Origin of the sequence: Magnetofaba australis IT-1, assembly GCF_002109495.1 — a bacterium.
In the GTDB taxonomy this organism is placed as follows: Bacteria; Pseudomonadota; Magnetococcia; order Magnetococcales; family Magnetococcaceae; genus Magnetofaba; species Magnetofaba australis.
In genome coordinates this window covers 534343-548958 of the sequence record NZ_LVJN01000020.1, presented here as the reverse complement: position 1 = coordinate 548958, position 14616 = coordinate 534343, and the positions used below count along the sequence as shown (strand labels likewise).

The 14616-nt window shown below is 61.5% G+C and carries 10 protein-coding genes, 1 tRNA gene and 2 pseudogenes; 10 read left to right on the top strand and 3 right to left on the bottom strand.

The annotated features are described in order from the left end of the window. Nucleotides 1-20: 20 nt before the first annotated feature. The 3 genes from MAIT1_RS14655 to cysS all read right to left on the bottom strand — a co-directional run bounded on the left by MAIT1_RS14655 (nucleotide 21) and on the right by cysS (nucleotide 2371). A tRNA-Thr gene (locus tag MAIT1_RS14655) sits at nucleotides 21-96 on the bottom strand. A 56-nt stretch (nucleotides 97-152) separates the two neighbouring features. Continuing rightward, a complete protein-coding gene (gene rlmB, locus MAIT1_RS14650; RefSeq protein WP_085444058.1) occupies nucleotides 153-905 on the bottom strand; it encodes a 23S rRNA (guanosine(2251)-2'-O)-methyltransferase RlmB in 753 nt (250 codons plus the stop codon). Further along, nucleotides 902-2371: a cysteine--tRNA ligase gene (cysS, locus tag MAIT1_RS14645; protein WP_085444054.1), complete on the bottom strand. Its 1470-nt coding sequence runs from the start codon at nucleotides 2369-2371 to the stop codon at nucleotides 902-904. The genes rlmB and cysS overlap by 4 nt, the downstream gene beginning before the upstream one ends. A gap of 153 nt (nucleotides 2372-2524) precedes the next feature. On the opposite strand from cysS, the gene trxB reads away from it, so the two are divergent. From trxB to MAIT1_RS14600, 10 genes and pseudogenes are all read left to right on the top strand, one after another. Continuing rightward, on the top strand, nucleotides 2525-3481 hold the full coding sequence (trxB, locus tag MAIT1_RS14640) for a thioredoxin-disulfide reductase (protein WP_085444053.1): 957 nt from the start codon (nucleotides 2525-2527) through the stop codon (nucleotides 3479-3481). Nucleotides 3482-3837: 356 nt separating this feature from the next. Then, nucleotides 3838-6093: pseudogene (locus MAIT1_RS14635) on the top strand (tetratricopeptide repeat protein); the annotation flags it as partial. Between the two features lie 164 nt (nucleotides 6094-6257). Next, nucleotides 6258-6461, top strand: a pseudogene (locus MAIT1_RS22675) (tetratricopeptide repeat protein); the annotation flags it as partial. A gap of 6 nt (nucleotides 6462-6467) precedes the next feature. Next, the gene (locus MAIT1_RS14630) at nucleotides 6468-7088 is read left to right on the top strand and encodes a tetratricopeptide repeat protein (RefSeq protein ID WP_158089521.1); all 621 of its coding nucleotides are present in this window, start codon (nucleotides 6468-6470) and stop codon (nucleotides 7086-7088) included. Nucleotides 7089-7246: 158 nt separating this feature from the next. Beyond that, the gene (locus MAIT1_RS14625) at nucleotides 7247-8434 is read left to right on the top strand and encodes a ligand-gated ion channel (RefSeq protein WP_158089520.1); all 1188 of its coding nucleotides are present in this window, start codon (nucleotides 7247-7249) and stop codon (nucleotides 8432-8434) included. Nucleotides 8435-8479: 45 nt separating this feature from the next. Continuing rightward, nucleotides 8480-9346 (top strand): phosphate/phosphite/phosphonate ABC transporter substrate-binding protein, encoded by an 867-nt coding sequence (gene phnD / locus MAIT1_RS14620; protein ID WP_158089519.1) that lies wholly within the window; start codon nucleotides 8480-8482, stop codon nucleotides 9344-9346. 12 nt (nucleotides 9347-9358) lie between these two features. Then, nucleotides 9359-12457, top strand: coding sequence for a response regulator (locus tag MAIT1_RS14615; protein ID WP_085444048.1), 3099 nt, complete (start codon nucleotides 9359-9361; stop codon nucleotides 12455-12457). Next, a complete protein-coding gene (locus tag MAIT1_RS14610) occupies nucleotides 12382-13005 on the top strand; it encodes a hypothetical protein (RefSeq protein ID WP_085444047.1) in 624 nt (207 codons plus the stop codon). The genes MAIT1_RS14615 and MAIT1_RS14610 overlap by 76 nt, the downstream gene beginning before the upstream one ends. Next, nucleotides 13005-13943 (top strand): diguanylate cyclase, encoded by a 939-nt coding sequence (locus MAIT1_RS14605; protein ID WP_085444046.1) that lies wholly within the window; start codon nucleotides 13005-13007, stop codon nucleotides 13941-13943. The genes MAIT1_RS14610 and MAIT1_RS14605 overlap by 1 nt, the downstream gene beginning before the upstream one ends. A gap of 91 nt (nucleotides 13944-14034) precedes the next feature. Continuing rightward, nucleotides 14035-14616, top strand: a complete 582-nt coding sequence (locus MAIT1_RS14600) for a class I SAM-dependent methyltransferase (RefSeq protein ID WP_085444045.1) — start codon at nucleotides 14035-14037, stop codon at nucleotides 14614-14616.

The following is a 14616-nucleotide window of genomic DNA, read 5'->3' as shown; positions in this document are numbered from 1 at the left end:
GATTAAAGCATTGATTTTACTGGTGCTGGCGACAGGAATCGAACCCGCAACCTACTGATTACAAATCAGTTGCTCTACCAATTGAGCTACGCCAGCAACATCGGAAGGGAGTTGAGTTTATAATGGAGCCTACGGGCGGCGTCAACTCCGCGTTAGCGCCGCCCACTCGCACGTTGCCGCGCCGCCTCATAGAGCGCCACGCCGGTGGCCACCGAGACGTTGAGCGATCCCACCTCCCCCGCCATGTGTATCGCCGCCAATACGTCGCACCGCTCGCGAGTCAAACGCCGCAGCCCTTTGCCCTCGTTGCCCATCACCAACGCAATGCGCCCAGTCAAGTCCACTGAGGTCAGATCCTGCGAGCCCTCGTCCCCGGCCAGACCGATCACCATCACGCCCAGCTCCTGCAACTCCTCAATGGCGCGGGCCAGATTGGTCATCTTGACCAGATCCATGCGCTCGGCGGCCCCGGCGGACGCCTTCACCGCCACCGGCGACAGCGGCGCCGAACGATCCTTGGGCTGCGCTACCGCCATGGCGCCGAACGCCTCGGCGCTGCGCAGAATCGCGCCCAGATTGTGCGGATCCTCCACCCCATCCAGCAGCACCAACAATGCGTCGGGACTCTGCTCCACCCGATCCAGCAGCGACTCCCACGAACGTTGCGGTTTGGCCCCGCCGCGGGCGGCAATCCCCTGGTGGGTTCCGCGCTCGCTCAGGCGATCCAGCGTCGCCTTGTCCACAAAGCGAGGCCGCACGCCGCGCGCGCGCGCCTGCTCCACCAAACTCTCCTGGCGCGGGTTCAGACGCCCCTTGATCACCCACAGATCATCCACCGGGCGCCGCTCATCGGCCAGCAGCGCCGCCACCGGATTGATGCCATACACCAACTCGGCGGCGCTCATCCGGCGTAACTCCAGATAGCGCCCTGAGGCGTATCTTCCAGCTTGACTCCCTTGGCGGCCAGTTCATCGCGGATGGCGTCGGCGCGGGCGAAATTGCGATCCTTGCGCGCCTGCGCCCGCTCGGCGATGAGCGCCTCAATGGCTTCCGGCGTCAGACCATCCTCCCCGCCCGCGCTCTTGCCCGCACTGTGGAACCACGCTTCGGGCTCCATGGCCAACAGGCCCAGTTGTCCGCCCAACCCTTGCAGCAGACGCGCCCAAGCGGCGGTGGTGACGGGGTTGTTATCATCCACCGCGCGATTGAGGGATTTGGCTGCATCAAACAGCGCCGCCAGCGCCTGCGGGGTATTGAAATCGTCATCCATGGCGGCAAAGAAGCGCTCGGCGGTGTCCAGCAATGCGCCTTCGGGCAGCGACTCCAGATCCACCGCCACGCCGGAGGGACGCGGCATCTTCTCGCCCAACAGCGCGGCGGCGTTGCGCAGCGCGGTGTAGAGACGATCCAGACCCGCCTTGGCGGCGTCGAGCAGCTCAAAGCTGAAATCCAACGGCGTGCGATAGTGGCTGTTGAGGATGAACACGCGCAGGGTCTCGCCGGAGTAGACCTCCAGCAGATCGCGAATGGTTTTGAAATTGCCCAGGCTCTTGGCCATCTTCTCGGCTTCGCCCTGATCATTGATCACATTGACGAAGCCGTTGTGCATCCAGTAGTTCACCGGGACGCAGCCGGAGGCGCCATGACTCTGCGCGATCTCGTTTTCGTGGTGGGGGAAGATCAGATCCAACCCGCCGCCGTGGATATCGAACGACTGGCCCAGATATTTGGTCCCCATGGCCGAACACTCGATGTGCCAGCCGGGCCGTCCCGCGCCCCACGGCGACTCCCACTGCGGCTCATCGGGTTTGGCGCCCTTCCACAGCACAAAGTCCATGGGATCGCGTTTGCTCTCTCCCACCGCCACCCGCGCCCCCGCCTCCAGGTCGGTCAACGGTTTGCCGGACAGACGCCCATACTGCGGAAAATTGCGCACTGCATAGTAGACGTCGCCGTCGCTGGGGTAGGCCAGATCCTTCGCCACCAACTCGCCGATCATGTGGCGCATCTCATCCAGATGCTCGGTGGCCTTGGGCTCAATGTCCGCCTTGAGCACCGCCAACGCCTGCATATCCTCATGGAAGGCGTCGATGAAGCGGCTGGTGAGTTGCTGAATGGTCTCGCCATTCTCATTGGCGCGGCGAATGATCTTATCGTCGATATCGGTGAAGTTGCGCACATAGGTCACATCCAGACCTCGCGCGCGCAGATGCCGCACCACCACGTCGAACGCCACCATCACCCGCGCATGGCCGATGTGGCAATAATCATACACGGTGACCCCGCACACATAGATCCCCACCCGTCCCGGCTCGCGAGGGACAAAATCCTCTTTTTTGCGGCTCAAGGTGTTGAAAAGCCGGATCCCCATGGGATTATCCTTTCAGATCATCAGGTTGGACTTGGTGATATTTCACAATAGAGATGTCAGAGCGATTGCCAAGCGCGCATGATCCCGCTATAGTGCGACTCTTTACCCCAAAGCGAGTCAAAATTTAGCAGTCTGATCCGTGGAGATAAACCCATGTCCGACGCCAAGCATCACAAGGTTATCATTCTGGGCTCCGGCCCGGCCGGTTACACCGCCGCCATCTACTGCGCGCGCGCCAATCTCAAGCCCGTGGTGATTCAAGGTTTGCAACCGGGCGGTCAGCTGACCATCACCACCGAGGTGGACAACTACCCCGGCTTTGAAGAGGGCGTGCAAGGCCCTGAATTGATGACCAAGTTCCAGGCTCAGGCCGAACGCTTCGGCACGGAGATGATCTTCGACACCGTGATGAAGACCGATCTGAGCAGCCGCCCCTTCCGTCTGGAGACCGACGGCGGCGACGTCTACACCTGTGACGCCCTGATCGTCTCCACCGGCGCCTCGGCCCGCTGGTTGGGCATGGAGTCGGAGAAGCGTCTGAACGGCTTCGGCGTCTCCGCTTGCGCCACCTGCGACGGCTTCTTCTTTAAAGATCAAGAGGTCGCAGTGGTGGGCGGCGGCGACACCGCGGTGGAAGAGGCCCTCTATCTGTCCAATATCTGCTCCAAGGTCACCCTGATCCATCGCCGCGACGAACTGCGCGCTGAGAAGATCATGCAGGATCAGATGTTCGCCAAAGAGAACATCAACGTGGCCTGGGACAGCGTGCCTGACGAAATCCTCGGCGACGTCAACAAAGGCGGCGTCAACGGTATCCGCATCAAGAACGTCAAGAGCGGCGAGACCACCGACATCCCCGTCACCGGCGTGTTCATCGCCATCGGTCACAAGCCCAACACCGATATCTTCGGCGATCAGTTGGACAAGGATGAGGCCGGATATCTGATCACCAAGGCCGACTCCACCGCCACCAACATCGAAGGCGTATACGCCGCCGGCGACGTGCAGGACAAGATCTACCGTCAAGCCATCACCGCCGCCGGCTCCGGCTGCATGGCCGCGCTGGAAGTGGAGCGCTACCTGGCCGCCAAGGAGCATGCGGGCAAGTAATCCCGCCCGGTTTTGATTCTAAAAAACGGGGGCCTTTTGGTCCCCGTTTTTTATTGGGATTTTCTGGAGATGAAAGATGCTGGGGCTTCGCCCCAGACCCCGACCAGGGCGCCGCCCTGGACCCGCACGGGCTCTGCCCGTGACCCGCGAGGGCTCTGCCCTCGACCCGGCAGGGAAATGATTTCCCTGCACCCTCGTTAGTTAACCTCCGTACTGGGCTCCGCCTGCATACCTTCTCATCCGGCTACTCGCACGCTGGCCTCTTGTGGTTATTCCTTTTCCCTGTTCAATCCTGAGCTCGCTTGGTTATAACTGATGTGTCGCCTTCACCCTTAAGACAAGTCAGGTTGAGCCCCATGCACAACGCCACCCCGGAAGAGCAGGAAGGTTTTTACGGGCGGGAAAACTTTCTCCGCGCCTTCGATAATCGACTGAACGCAGGCGGCGGCGGGCTTTGGCCCATCAACGGCGGGCCGGGCCTCGGCAAAAGCTCCCTGCTCAAGCGCTTCGAAGCCCGCGCCAAACAGGCAGGCCGCACCTGTCTGCGTTTTGAGATCCCCGAGCAAGCCCCCGATGGCGGCCTGGGACTGTTGCAAACCCTCTGCCTGGACCTGCGCGAAGAGAAGAAGATGGCGCAGCTGCTGGAGTGGATCAGCGGCGGCGCTGCCGGTGACGTCGGCTTCAGTCAGAGTCTGGGTAAAGTCACCGATTTGGCCGATCAACAGATCGACGACCCCACCGTCAAGAAAGCCACCGCAGCGATTAAACTGCTGGGCTATTTCGGCGAAAAGTCACTGCAACTGCGACACGGAAAGCGCTACGCAGAGGCAAAAAAATTCCCCGAGTTGGCGCTGATGAAGCGCCTGGAAGCATTGGCCGCCGGGGGCAAACTAGTGGTAGTGGTGGACACCTTCGAGCGCATCTACAGGTGGCGTGGAGAGATCCCCACGGCGCTGGATTTCAGCGGCGCCGAGCCCCGCGCCATGGACGAGACCACCAAGAACCCCCAGGAGTGGCTGCATAATCTGCTGCAACAGCTGGCCAAGAGCGGCGCATTGGTGATCGCCGCCGGACGCCAGACCCACCCGCTGCGGGCCAGCGAGTTTGCCGACGCCCCGGATGGCGGCGAGAATCTCAACGCCCTCGCCCCCTTTACCTATGATGAGATGCTGCGCATGGCGCGGGGCATCTCGCCTTTATTAAACACCGAGGCTGACAAACCCGGCGGTGAGGAGCAGTTGGGGAAGGCCCTGGTCAACCTCTCCTTTGAGGGCAACCCGTTGTGGCTGCGGGTGGGCATCAACTTCTTAGAGCAATATGCCCAGGAACAGGGGGGCTTAGAGTCCCTTCCTACAGAGCATAGCCTACAGGAGTGCTTTGGTCAGGAGCCCCTCGGCCCCACCTATGTGCATAACGTCACCCACTCCGCCTGCAAATTGGCGTTGCTCAATCGGGTGTTGGGCCACACCGCGCCGGATTTGAACGTGGCGTGGCGGGTGGCGCTGCCGCAGTGGTTGGAGCCGGAGGCGCTGGCCATTGTGCTGGGCGAGCAGAAAGAGGCCATCACCGACGCCTTTATCGGCGCAGGGCTGTTCCCGCCCCACGCCCGGCGTCACATTCTGCACGATGAAGTCCGCGATCTGCTTATCGCCTTCGCCAAGAAAAAGAATCTTCTCAATACCGAAGAAACGCGAGACCTCCACCGCCGCTTGGCGCAATGGCTCTCCTCCCACGACGCCGCCAAGAGTGATCAGCAGACCACATTGGCCATTCTGCGTCACCGCACCCTGGGCAGCGAGCATCTGCACGCTCTGGGGCTAAATGGCGGAACATTTTGGGAGGCTTTGGAACACTCCATCTATATGAATGTGGAGTCAAAATCCAAATTGATCGCCGATTTGCCCAACCGCTCTAAGGAACAGATTGAATCCTTACAGGAATCCCTGGCAAAAGAGCGCCAGCTCGGTGAAGAGGTATTTGGGCAAACGGCTTTCCGCATGCTGCGCAAACGGGTTGAAAGCGGGAAGGCCACAGACATCGTTTCCGCTGCAAGCACCCCCAACACTTGGCGCGACTATACCCAGGAAAATGGAAACGACCCCAATGGCTGGGGCTGTTTGGGGATCTCTTTGTCAAAACAGGAGCCAACTGAAGCCGAAATGGCTTTTGAGAAAGCTTGCGGATTTACATCGGGGCTCTCGACCCACTGTCTGAATCGATATGCGGTGTTTCTCTGGAAAGATCTCAAGAAATCAGACCGCGCTCAGGAGATGTTCGAACGCACCATCTCCGCTGACCCAAATAACGCCATCGCACTCGGCAACTTCGCTCTCTTCCTACAAAATGAGCGCAAGGAGATGGATCGCGCCCAGGAGATGTTCGAACGCGCCATCGCCGCCGAACCCAACGACGCCGACATCCTCGGCAACTTCGCCAATTTCCTCTGGCAGGAGCGCAAGGAGATGGACCGCGCCCTGGAGATGTACGAACGCGCCATCGACGCCGATCCCAATCACGCCAACACCCTCGGCAACTTCGCCAATTTCCTCTGGCAGGAGCGCAAGGAGATGGACCGCGCCCTGGAGATGTACGAACGCGCCATCGACGCCGATCCCAACGACGCCAACACCCTCGGCAACTTCGCTCTCTTCCTACAAAATGAGCGCAAGGAGATGGATCGCGCCCAGGAGATGTTCGAACGCGCCATCGACGCCGATCCCAATCACGCCAACACCCTCGGCAACTTCGCTGTCTTCCTCAAAATGAGCGCAAGGAGATGGACCGCGCTCAGGAGATGCACGAACGCGCCATCGACGCTGATCCCAATCACGCCAACATCCTCGGCAACTTCGCTCTCTTCCTCTATGATGAGCGCAAGGAGATGGACCGCGCCCTGGAGATGTACGAACGCGCCATCGCCGCCGACCCGAATCACGCCAACACCCTCGGCGCCTTCGCGCTCTTCCTGGCAAGTGAGCGCAAGGAGATGGACCGCGCCCTGGAGATGTTCGAACGCGCCATCGACGCCGATCCCAATCACGCCAACACCCTCGGCAACTTCGCTCTCTTCCTGAAGAATGTGCGCAAAGACATGGATCGCGCCCAGGAGATGTACGAACGCGCTATCGCCACTGACCCTAGCCATGCAGACATCCTTGACAGCTATGCGATATTCCTAACGAACGTGCGCCAGGACTTCCCCCGCGCTCTGGAACTCTATGATCGTGCGATTGAGCTTGACCCGAAAGAAGCCAACTGCGTTGCCAACTCAGCCCACTGTTTGCTGGCTATGGAACGCCTGGAAGAAGGGCTGGAAAAACTCCGCGCCGCTTTCTCCATGAAGCCAAAACACCCCACGCTGCAACTCGAACTCAATTACTACGCCCTCGTCCACGACGCCCAGAGCTACCCCGAAGCGCTGGGCCGGATCAAAGAGCTGATCACCCAGGGCGTGCGCTCAGCAGGGTGGAACCTGCAACTCCACGTGGATCTGGCCGCCAAGCGCAACGATCCCCGCGTCCCCCTGCTGGACGCCCTGGCGCAGGTCATCACCGCAGGCGCGGACCCGGCCACCCTCGACGCCTTCCCGGCCTGGACGAACGCCTGATCCACCGGCCCAACGCCCATTGCAAAAGAACAAACATCGCCCGCCAAAGCGTTCGCCCCCTTTTCTTTTGCCGCGCGATGCATACACTCAGAGAGTGCGTTTCTGCGTCGTGTGCGCGCAAGACGCCGATGACCTGCCCACTCTTGAAAGGCCGCTCCATGCCCAAAACCCTTTTCGCCGCCCTGCTGCTGCTCGCCGGGCTGTGGCTCACCCCTGCGTCGGCTACAGAGCAAAAACGCCCCCCCGCCCCCTCGGAGTCCCCGACCCAATCCCCCGCTGACGCGACCGACGCCAAAGACGAGGGCAAAAAGTGGCAAGAGAGCGACGAGAGCGAAGAGGTGGGCGCGCTGGCGCCGATCCTTCAGAAACTGGGGGTTGGACCCAAGGAGTTGAAAGCGTTGTCAATCCACCCCCACCTGGGCCACCCGGTGGAGGTGGACGTGGGCATGCAGATCATCTCCATCCCCGGCATTGACGAGTCTGGCGAGAGCTACAGCATACATGGCCGTATCGACCTGGGCTGGCGCGATCCCCGTCTGGCCAGCGCCGAACGCACCGAAACCGTGCAGTTCCGCGAGGATGAAGCCACCCTGCTGCTGGACTACCTGTGGTGGCCCGACGTCAGCTTCCACAACGGACTTGGCGAAGCTGAGCATAAAAACAGATCATTGATCCTGGAGCCCAACGGAGAGATGCGACTCTACCTGTCGGTGGACTCCGAGTTCACTTACACCAGCGATCTGCGCTACATGCCGTTCGATATCCAGACCCTGCCCATCGTCGTGGAGTCCTTCGGCGCCAACCCCGGCTGGGTGATGCTCAAACCCAGCGCCGAACGCAGCGGCTATGAAGACGCGCCGCCGGACTGGCGCATCACCGACTTCCGCACCGCTCACCACATCAAGGACGCCGACCATGCCGGGGGCAAAACCTCCCAGGCGCACTTTGAACTGCGCATTCAGCGCCACGGCGACTACTACATCTGGCGGGTGATGTTCCCCATCGTGCTGGTGGTGATCGTCACCTGGTGGATGCTGTGGTTCTCCCCCAGCCAGTTCGAAGCGCGCCTGCAGATGGGCATCGTCGGCATCCTCACCCTGGTGGCGTTCAACATGAGTCTGATGGACTCCATTCCCAACATTCCCTACCTGACGGTGATGGATCTGTTCTACCTCAATGGCTTGGTGGCCATCTTTATCGCCACAGCCGAGAGCTTATTGGTCTATAATTACCACGAACGGGGATTGGACGCGCGCGCCCTGCGCATCGACCGCATTATGCGACTGATGCTGCCGCTGTTGACTTTTGGCGGCTGGAGCGTGTTGCTGACGCTGGCGACATTATAAGAGGCTCCCCTCGCTTTCCCAACGCCCATGCTGTGGAGAGACGTGATGCCATACCTGCTGCGATTGACTCTGCTGTGCGCGCTGCTGCTGGCGCTGACGCCCGCCGCGCGCGCCGCCGATGACAAGCCGTTGACCCTGGGCTTCATGCCCTACCTCAACGCCAAGGAGCTGCTGGCCAAATACGCGCCGCTGGCCGACTACCTGGGCAAAGCCATCGGCCGCCCGGTACAGGTGGTGGTGGCCAAGGATTACGCCGAACACATCCGCAACACCGGCGAAGATAAACTCGACATCTCGTTTCTGGGCGGCAGCCCCTATGTGGTGATCGGCGACCAGTACGGACGCAAACCCCTGCTGGCGCGCTACGAGTTCAACCGCCAGCCCACCTTCCGCGCGGTGATCTTCACCGCCAAGAACAGCGCCATCCATAAACTTTCGGAGATGCGCGGGCGCGCCATGGCTTTCGGCAGCGCCAAGTCCACCCTGAGCACCCAGGTGCCGCTCTACATGCTGATGCAGGCCGGCGTGGGGCTGAAAGATCTGGGCTCATACGAGCATCTGCGCAACCATGAAAACGTCATCCTCGGCGTGGAGCTGGGCGACTTCGACGCCGGCGCGGTGGCCGAAGAGGTCTATCGCGAACACGGCGCCAACCGTGACGTGCGTATTCTCGCCGAATCCCAGTCCCTCTCCACCCATGTATTCGTCACCCGCGCCAACATGCCCGCGTCGCTACGCGAGCGCATCGCCAAGGCGCTGCTGAACGCCTCCACCACCCCCGTTGGACAGGAAGCGCTGCGCGCCATCGGCGGAACCCTCACCGGTTTTGCGCCGGTGGCCGACTCCGATTACGATCTGCACCGCACCATTCTGTCTGACGTGCTGCCTGCGCTGCGCGCTGCGCAGCAGTAGCGGCCGCGCGTCATGGCGGAGTCACGCTACAAACAGCAACGCCTCGCATTCGTCGCCACCATCGTGGCGGCCACCTCGCTGTTTGTGGCCGCAGTCAGCCTGTTCATCTACACCAATCAAAAACAGATCCTCACCGACGGCCTGATCAAAGGATTGCGGGTGAAGGCGGATCTCATGGGCGACGCCGTGGGCGATTTCCTGCTACGGCGCGACTACGCCGAAGCCCGCGTTATGCTCGACCAGTGGCTGAAGGTGCGCGATGAGATCACCGCCCTGACAGTGATTCTGAGCAATGGCCGCGACCTCTACACCCAACGCCGCGCCGCACCGCTGGGCCGGGTGGTGACGGTGGAGCGGAAAATCCCCTATGGCGCGCGCACCGTCACGGTGCGCCTGAGCCAGAGCGCCGCCGAACTGGAAGCCGCGCTGGATCGGCTGGCGTTTAACCTGGCGGGCTTCGCCGTGCTGCTGGTGGGGTTGATGGGCACGCTGCTGTGGTACGCGCTATTCCGTTGGACGGTCAAACCCATGGAGGCGGAGATTGATCGCCGCTTGCGTGAACTGCGGGATTCGGCGCGCTTCACCGAGAGCGTGCTCGACTCCATCTCCGCGCAAGTGGCGGTGGTGGATGACAGCGCGCACATCGTGCGCGCCAACGCCGCTTGGCGCAACTTCTCCGAGCAGAGCTGCGTGGGTGTGGATCAGGATGGCGCGCGCTTGTTGGAATCTCCTCAAATGGGCGGCCTGGGCGTCTATACGTCAGAGCCCAACGCCGACCAGGAGCAGGCAAAAAGCGACGACTCCCCCTGCGCACAGGCGCTGCAATTGGTGATGAGCAAGCGCAGCCAACGGCAAACGCTGGACTTCCGCTGTGACGCGCTGGAGACGCCGCGCTGGTTCATCATGCACGCCGCGCCGGTGCAATGGGACGGTCCACACCGGGTGCTGGTGAGCCTGGACGACGTCACCGAAATCAAGGTCGCGCAACAGCGCATCGCTGAGAGCGAAGCCCGTTTCCGACGCCTGGCGGATAACGCGGTGGACGCCATCTTCCGCATGCAGTTGCCGCAGGGGCGCTACGAATATATGAGCCACGCGTCCATGCGTATTTTCGGGCGCTCGCCTGAGAGCTTCTACGCCAGACCGCTGCTGATACGCGATCTCCTGGCCGAAGAGGACAAGGAGGCGTTCGAAACCTATTGGCGCGATCTACTCAACGGTAAATTGCCGCCATCCATCGAATACCGCATTCTCACCCCGGATGGACAAACCCGCTGGTGCAACCAACGCAACGTGCTGGTGCGCAACACCGATGGCGCCCTCATCGCTGTTGAAGGAATGGTCACCGACATCACCCACGCCAAACATCTGGAATCGGAACTGCGCGAGGCGTTGACCCAAGCCGATCAAGCCAATAACGCCAAGAGCGAGTTTTTGGCCAATATGAGCCATGAGATCCGCACCCCGCTCAATGCGGTGATCGGCATGACGGAATTGGCCCTGGATCTGCCCTCCCAACCGCGCATTCAGGACTATCTGAACAAGATCGCCCGCGCCTCGCAGACCCTGTTGCGCCTCATCAACGACACTCTGGACTACTCCAAAATCGAGGCGGGTCGTCTGGAGTTGGAGTGTGCCGACTTCATGCTGCGCGACGTCATCGACCAGCTGACGGAGATGTTCCGCTCCCAGGCCGCCGGCAAAGGTCTGGAGCTGGTGATCTGCTTTGCCCGCGAGGGGCGCTACTGCCTGCGCGGCGACGCCCTTCGCCTGCTGCAGATTCTCTCCAACCTCATAGGCAACGCCATTAAATTCACCGAATCCGGCGAGGTGGAGTTACAGATTCGCGCCGAACGCGAAACCCCGGAGCAGGTGGTGCTATCGTTCACTGTGCGCGATACCGGCATCGGCATGGAGGGCGCCACCCTGGAGCGTCTGTTCCAACCCTTTAGTCAGGGCGACGCCTCCACCACCCGCCGCTATGGCGGCACCGGCCTGGGCCTGGTGATCTGTCAGAGTCTGGCCCAACTCATGGGTGGTCGCATCGCGGTGGCCTCGTCGCCGGGAGAGGGCAGCACTTTCCGCTTTACCGTCACCTTCCCGCGTCAGATCACCAAAGAGGACAGCGCCATGTTGCTGCCTCAAGAGATGGTTCATCAGCGCGCCCTGGTGGCTGATGACAACCCCGCGGCGCGCGGCGCGGTGCTGCGCATGCTCTCGGCATTTGGCTTTGACGCCGTAGGGGTGGAGAGCATTGACCACGCCGTGCGCGAAATCACCGCCGGGCAAGAGTCGGACAAACCGTGGTCACTGCTGCTCATCGACAGCGAAATGGGCGGCGCGCGAGCGGCTCGGCAAGCCGCGTTGGGCGTACCGAAAGAGGCCCGCCCGCGAATTTTGGCGATGATTCCCTTTGGCGGCGAAGAGGCCGCGCGCGCCGCATTGGCGGGGGTGCAAGCAACACAGTTCCTCACCAAACCGGTAGACGCGTCCTCCCTGTTCAATGGCGTCATGCTGGCGTTTGGTAAAAACGCCCTCGCCTTCCAGCGCCAACCGGAGGCGCGGGTAAACCTGCGCCTGGTGGCGCAACGCATCAGCGGCGCGCGCGCGCTGTTGGCGGAGGATATCTCGCTGAACCGTCAACTGGTCAAGGAGATGCTCAGCCGCGTGGGCGTGGAGACGCTGGAGGCCGAGGATGGCGCCGCTGCGGTCAAGCTGCTGGAGTCGGAGCGCCCGGACATCGTGTTGATGGATATTCAGATGCCGCAAATGGATGGCTATGAGGCCACCCGACGCATTCGCCAACTCCCCGGCTGTGAGTCCCTGCCCATCATCGGTCTGACCGCTCACACCATGGCCAGCGACATTGAGAAGTGTCGCGCCGCCGGCATGAACGGTCATGTTTCCAAACCCATTGAGCGCAGCGTGCTGTACGATATGATGACACGCTGGATTCGCCCCCGCGACGGCCTGGGGGGGCGCTGCCTGACTTCGAATTTGAAGGTGAGGGTGAGGGTGCGGATCTCCTCCTTACGATGCCGACCAAGACGCTGCATATCCAGCGCGCGCTGGAGCGCTTCAATGGCAACCAAGGGCTGCTACTCAATGTGATGCGGGAATTTTTGCATGACCATATTCCCCCAGCGCAGGCGATCCGCGAGTTGCTGACGCAACCCGACGGCTCGACGGCGGCCCAAGCCATGGCGCACCGGGTGCGCGGCATTGCCGGCAATATCTCAGCCCACGTGCTGTTTGACGACGCCAGCGCGCTGGAAAAAGCGCTCATATCCCAAGCTGACGACGTTGAGGAGAAGCTCTCCCGTTTTGAAAATGCGCTGGAGCGGACCGCTCAGGAGATCACCAAACTGCTGCATTTGGCCAAAGAGCAGGGCAGCTCCTCTGAACGACGCACAGCGGAGGCCGAATGGGACGCTGATCAAGCAGCGCCGGAGCTTCAAGCGCTGCGCGAACTGATCATCGGTCGTCGATTCGACGCAGAAGCGGCGTTCGCCAAACTCAAGCCCAACCTTCTCGGCGCGCCGCTTGCTCCTGAACAGACCGCCGCACTGGAAATCGCGCTGGATCGTCTGGACTATGACGGCGCGTTGGCGGAGTTGGATGCAATTCTGCAGAATCTGGATCTGGAAGGGATGCACTGATGCGCGCACAACCCCAGCGCAGTCGCATATTGATCGTCGATGACGCCCCCGCCAACATCAAGGCGCTGGCGGGCATTCTGGCGGAGCAATATGAGATTTTAGCTGCGACTTCCGGCCCTGAGGCACTCAAAACCGCCCTGGCCGAACAGGTCGATTTGGTTCTGCTTGACGTCAACATGCCGGGGCAGGATGGCTATGAGACCTGTCAGAAGCTCAAGAGCAACGGCCAGACACAGCGCATTCCGGTGATCTTCGTCACCGCCATGGATGAGGTCACCCACGAGACCCGGGGGTTTGAACTGGGGGCCATGGATTACGTGGCCAAGCCCATCATCCCCGCCATTCTCAAGGCGCGCGTGGCCAACGCCGTACAGTTGAAGCAGCAGCAGGACAAGCTGGAGCTGCTCTCCATGACCGACGGCTTGACCGGCATCGCCAACCGCCGCCGCTATGAGGAGTTCCTGGAACAACACTGGCTATTGGCGGTGCGCGCCGCCACGCCCCTCTCCCTGGCGCTGATGGATATCGACTACTTCAAGCTCTATAACGACACCTATGGCCATGGCGCAGGCGATGAGTGTCTACGCCTGGTGGCCGAGCGCCTGGACGCCGCGCGCGGTCGCGCCACCGATCTGGTGGCGCGCTATGGCGGCGAGGAGTTTGTCTGCGTACTGCCCAACACCGATGGCCATGGCGCGCTGCTGCTGGCGGAGCGGGTGCGCAACGAGATCCGCGCGCTGGCGATCCCCCATTCAGCGTCACAAACCGATGACTGCGTCACCGTCAGCATTGGCGTGGCCACCACGCTACCGCGACCGGGGGTGGATCGGGAGGCGTTTATTAAAGCCGTGGATCAAAACCTCTACGCCGCCAAAGCCGGTGGGCGCAACCGCGTGGAGGCGACTTTATGGACGGCGCCCGCTCGCGTCATGTTGTAGAACACACATCGACTCTGATGCTGACTGAAGGCCACTCAAGAGTACGATCCACATAGCCGGAGCAACGGACTGCCAAGGAGTCCCCAGCCTCATGCACCCAACAATCATGGCGCATTTTGAGCGATTAACCGCCGCACGCACTATCCAAGGGCGGGTATTGGAGGTGGGCGCAGTGCCCTCAGACGAGAGCCTGCTGTGCATGAAGGCGCTCAGCGGGGCCACGGAGAAAGTGGGGGTGAACCTCCTCGGCCCATGGGAGTATGCCGACATCCACTTCATCCAAGCCAATGGCAACGCCATGCCGATGCTGGAGGACGCCTCATTCGACGCCGTTTTCTGCAACGCCACGCTGCACCATGATCGCTATTTTTGGAAAACCATCAGCGAGATGAAGCGCGTGCTCAAGCCAGGCGGGCGCCTGTTTATCGGCGCGCCTGTCTATCGGGAGCGCCGGGGATTGTGGTTTCGCATTCTGCGCAGAATCCCCTTGGCGCGCGATCTCACCTTCACCTTCGCCGTGCACCGCTGCCCCAAGGATTACTATCGATTCGGCTTAGACGCCGTGCGCGAGGTGTTCATGGAGGGGATGGAGCAGGTGGAGATCTGTGACGTGATGACGCCCCCAAGGATGATCGCGATAGGGGTCAAACCCCTCTCTGCGCCGACGGACTAA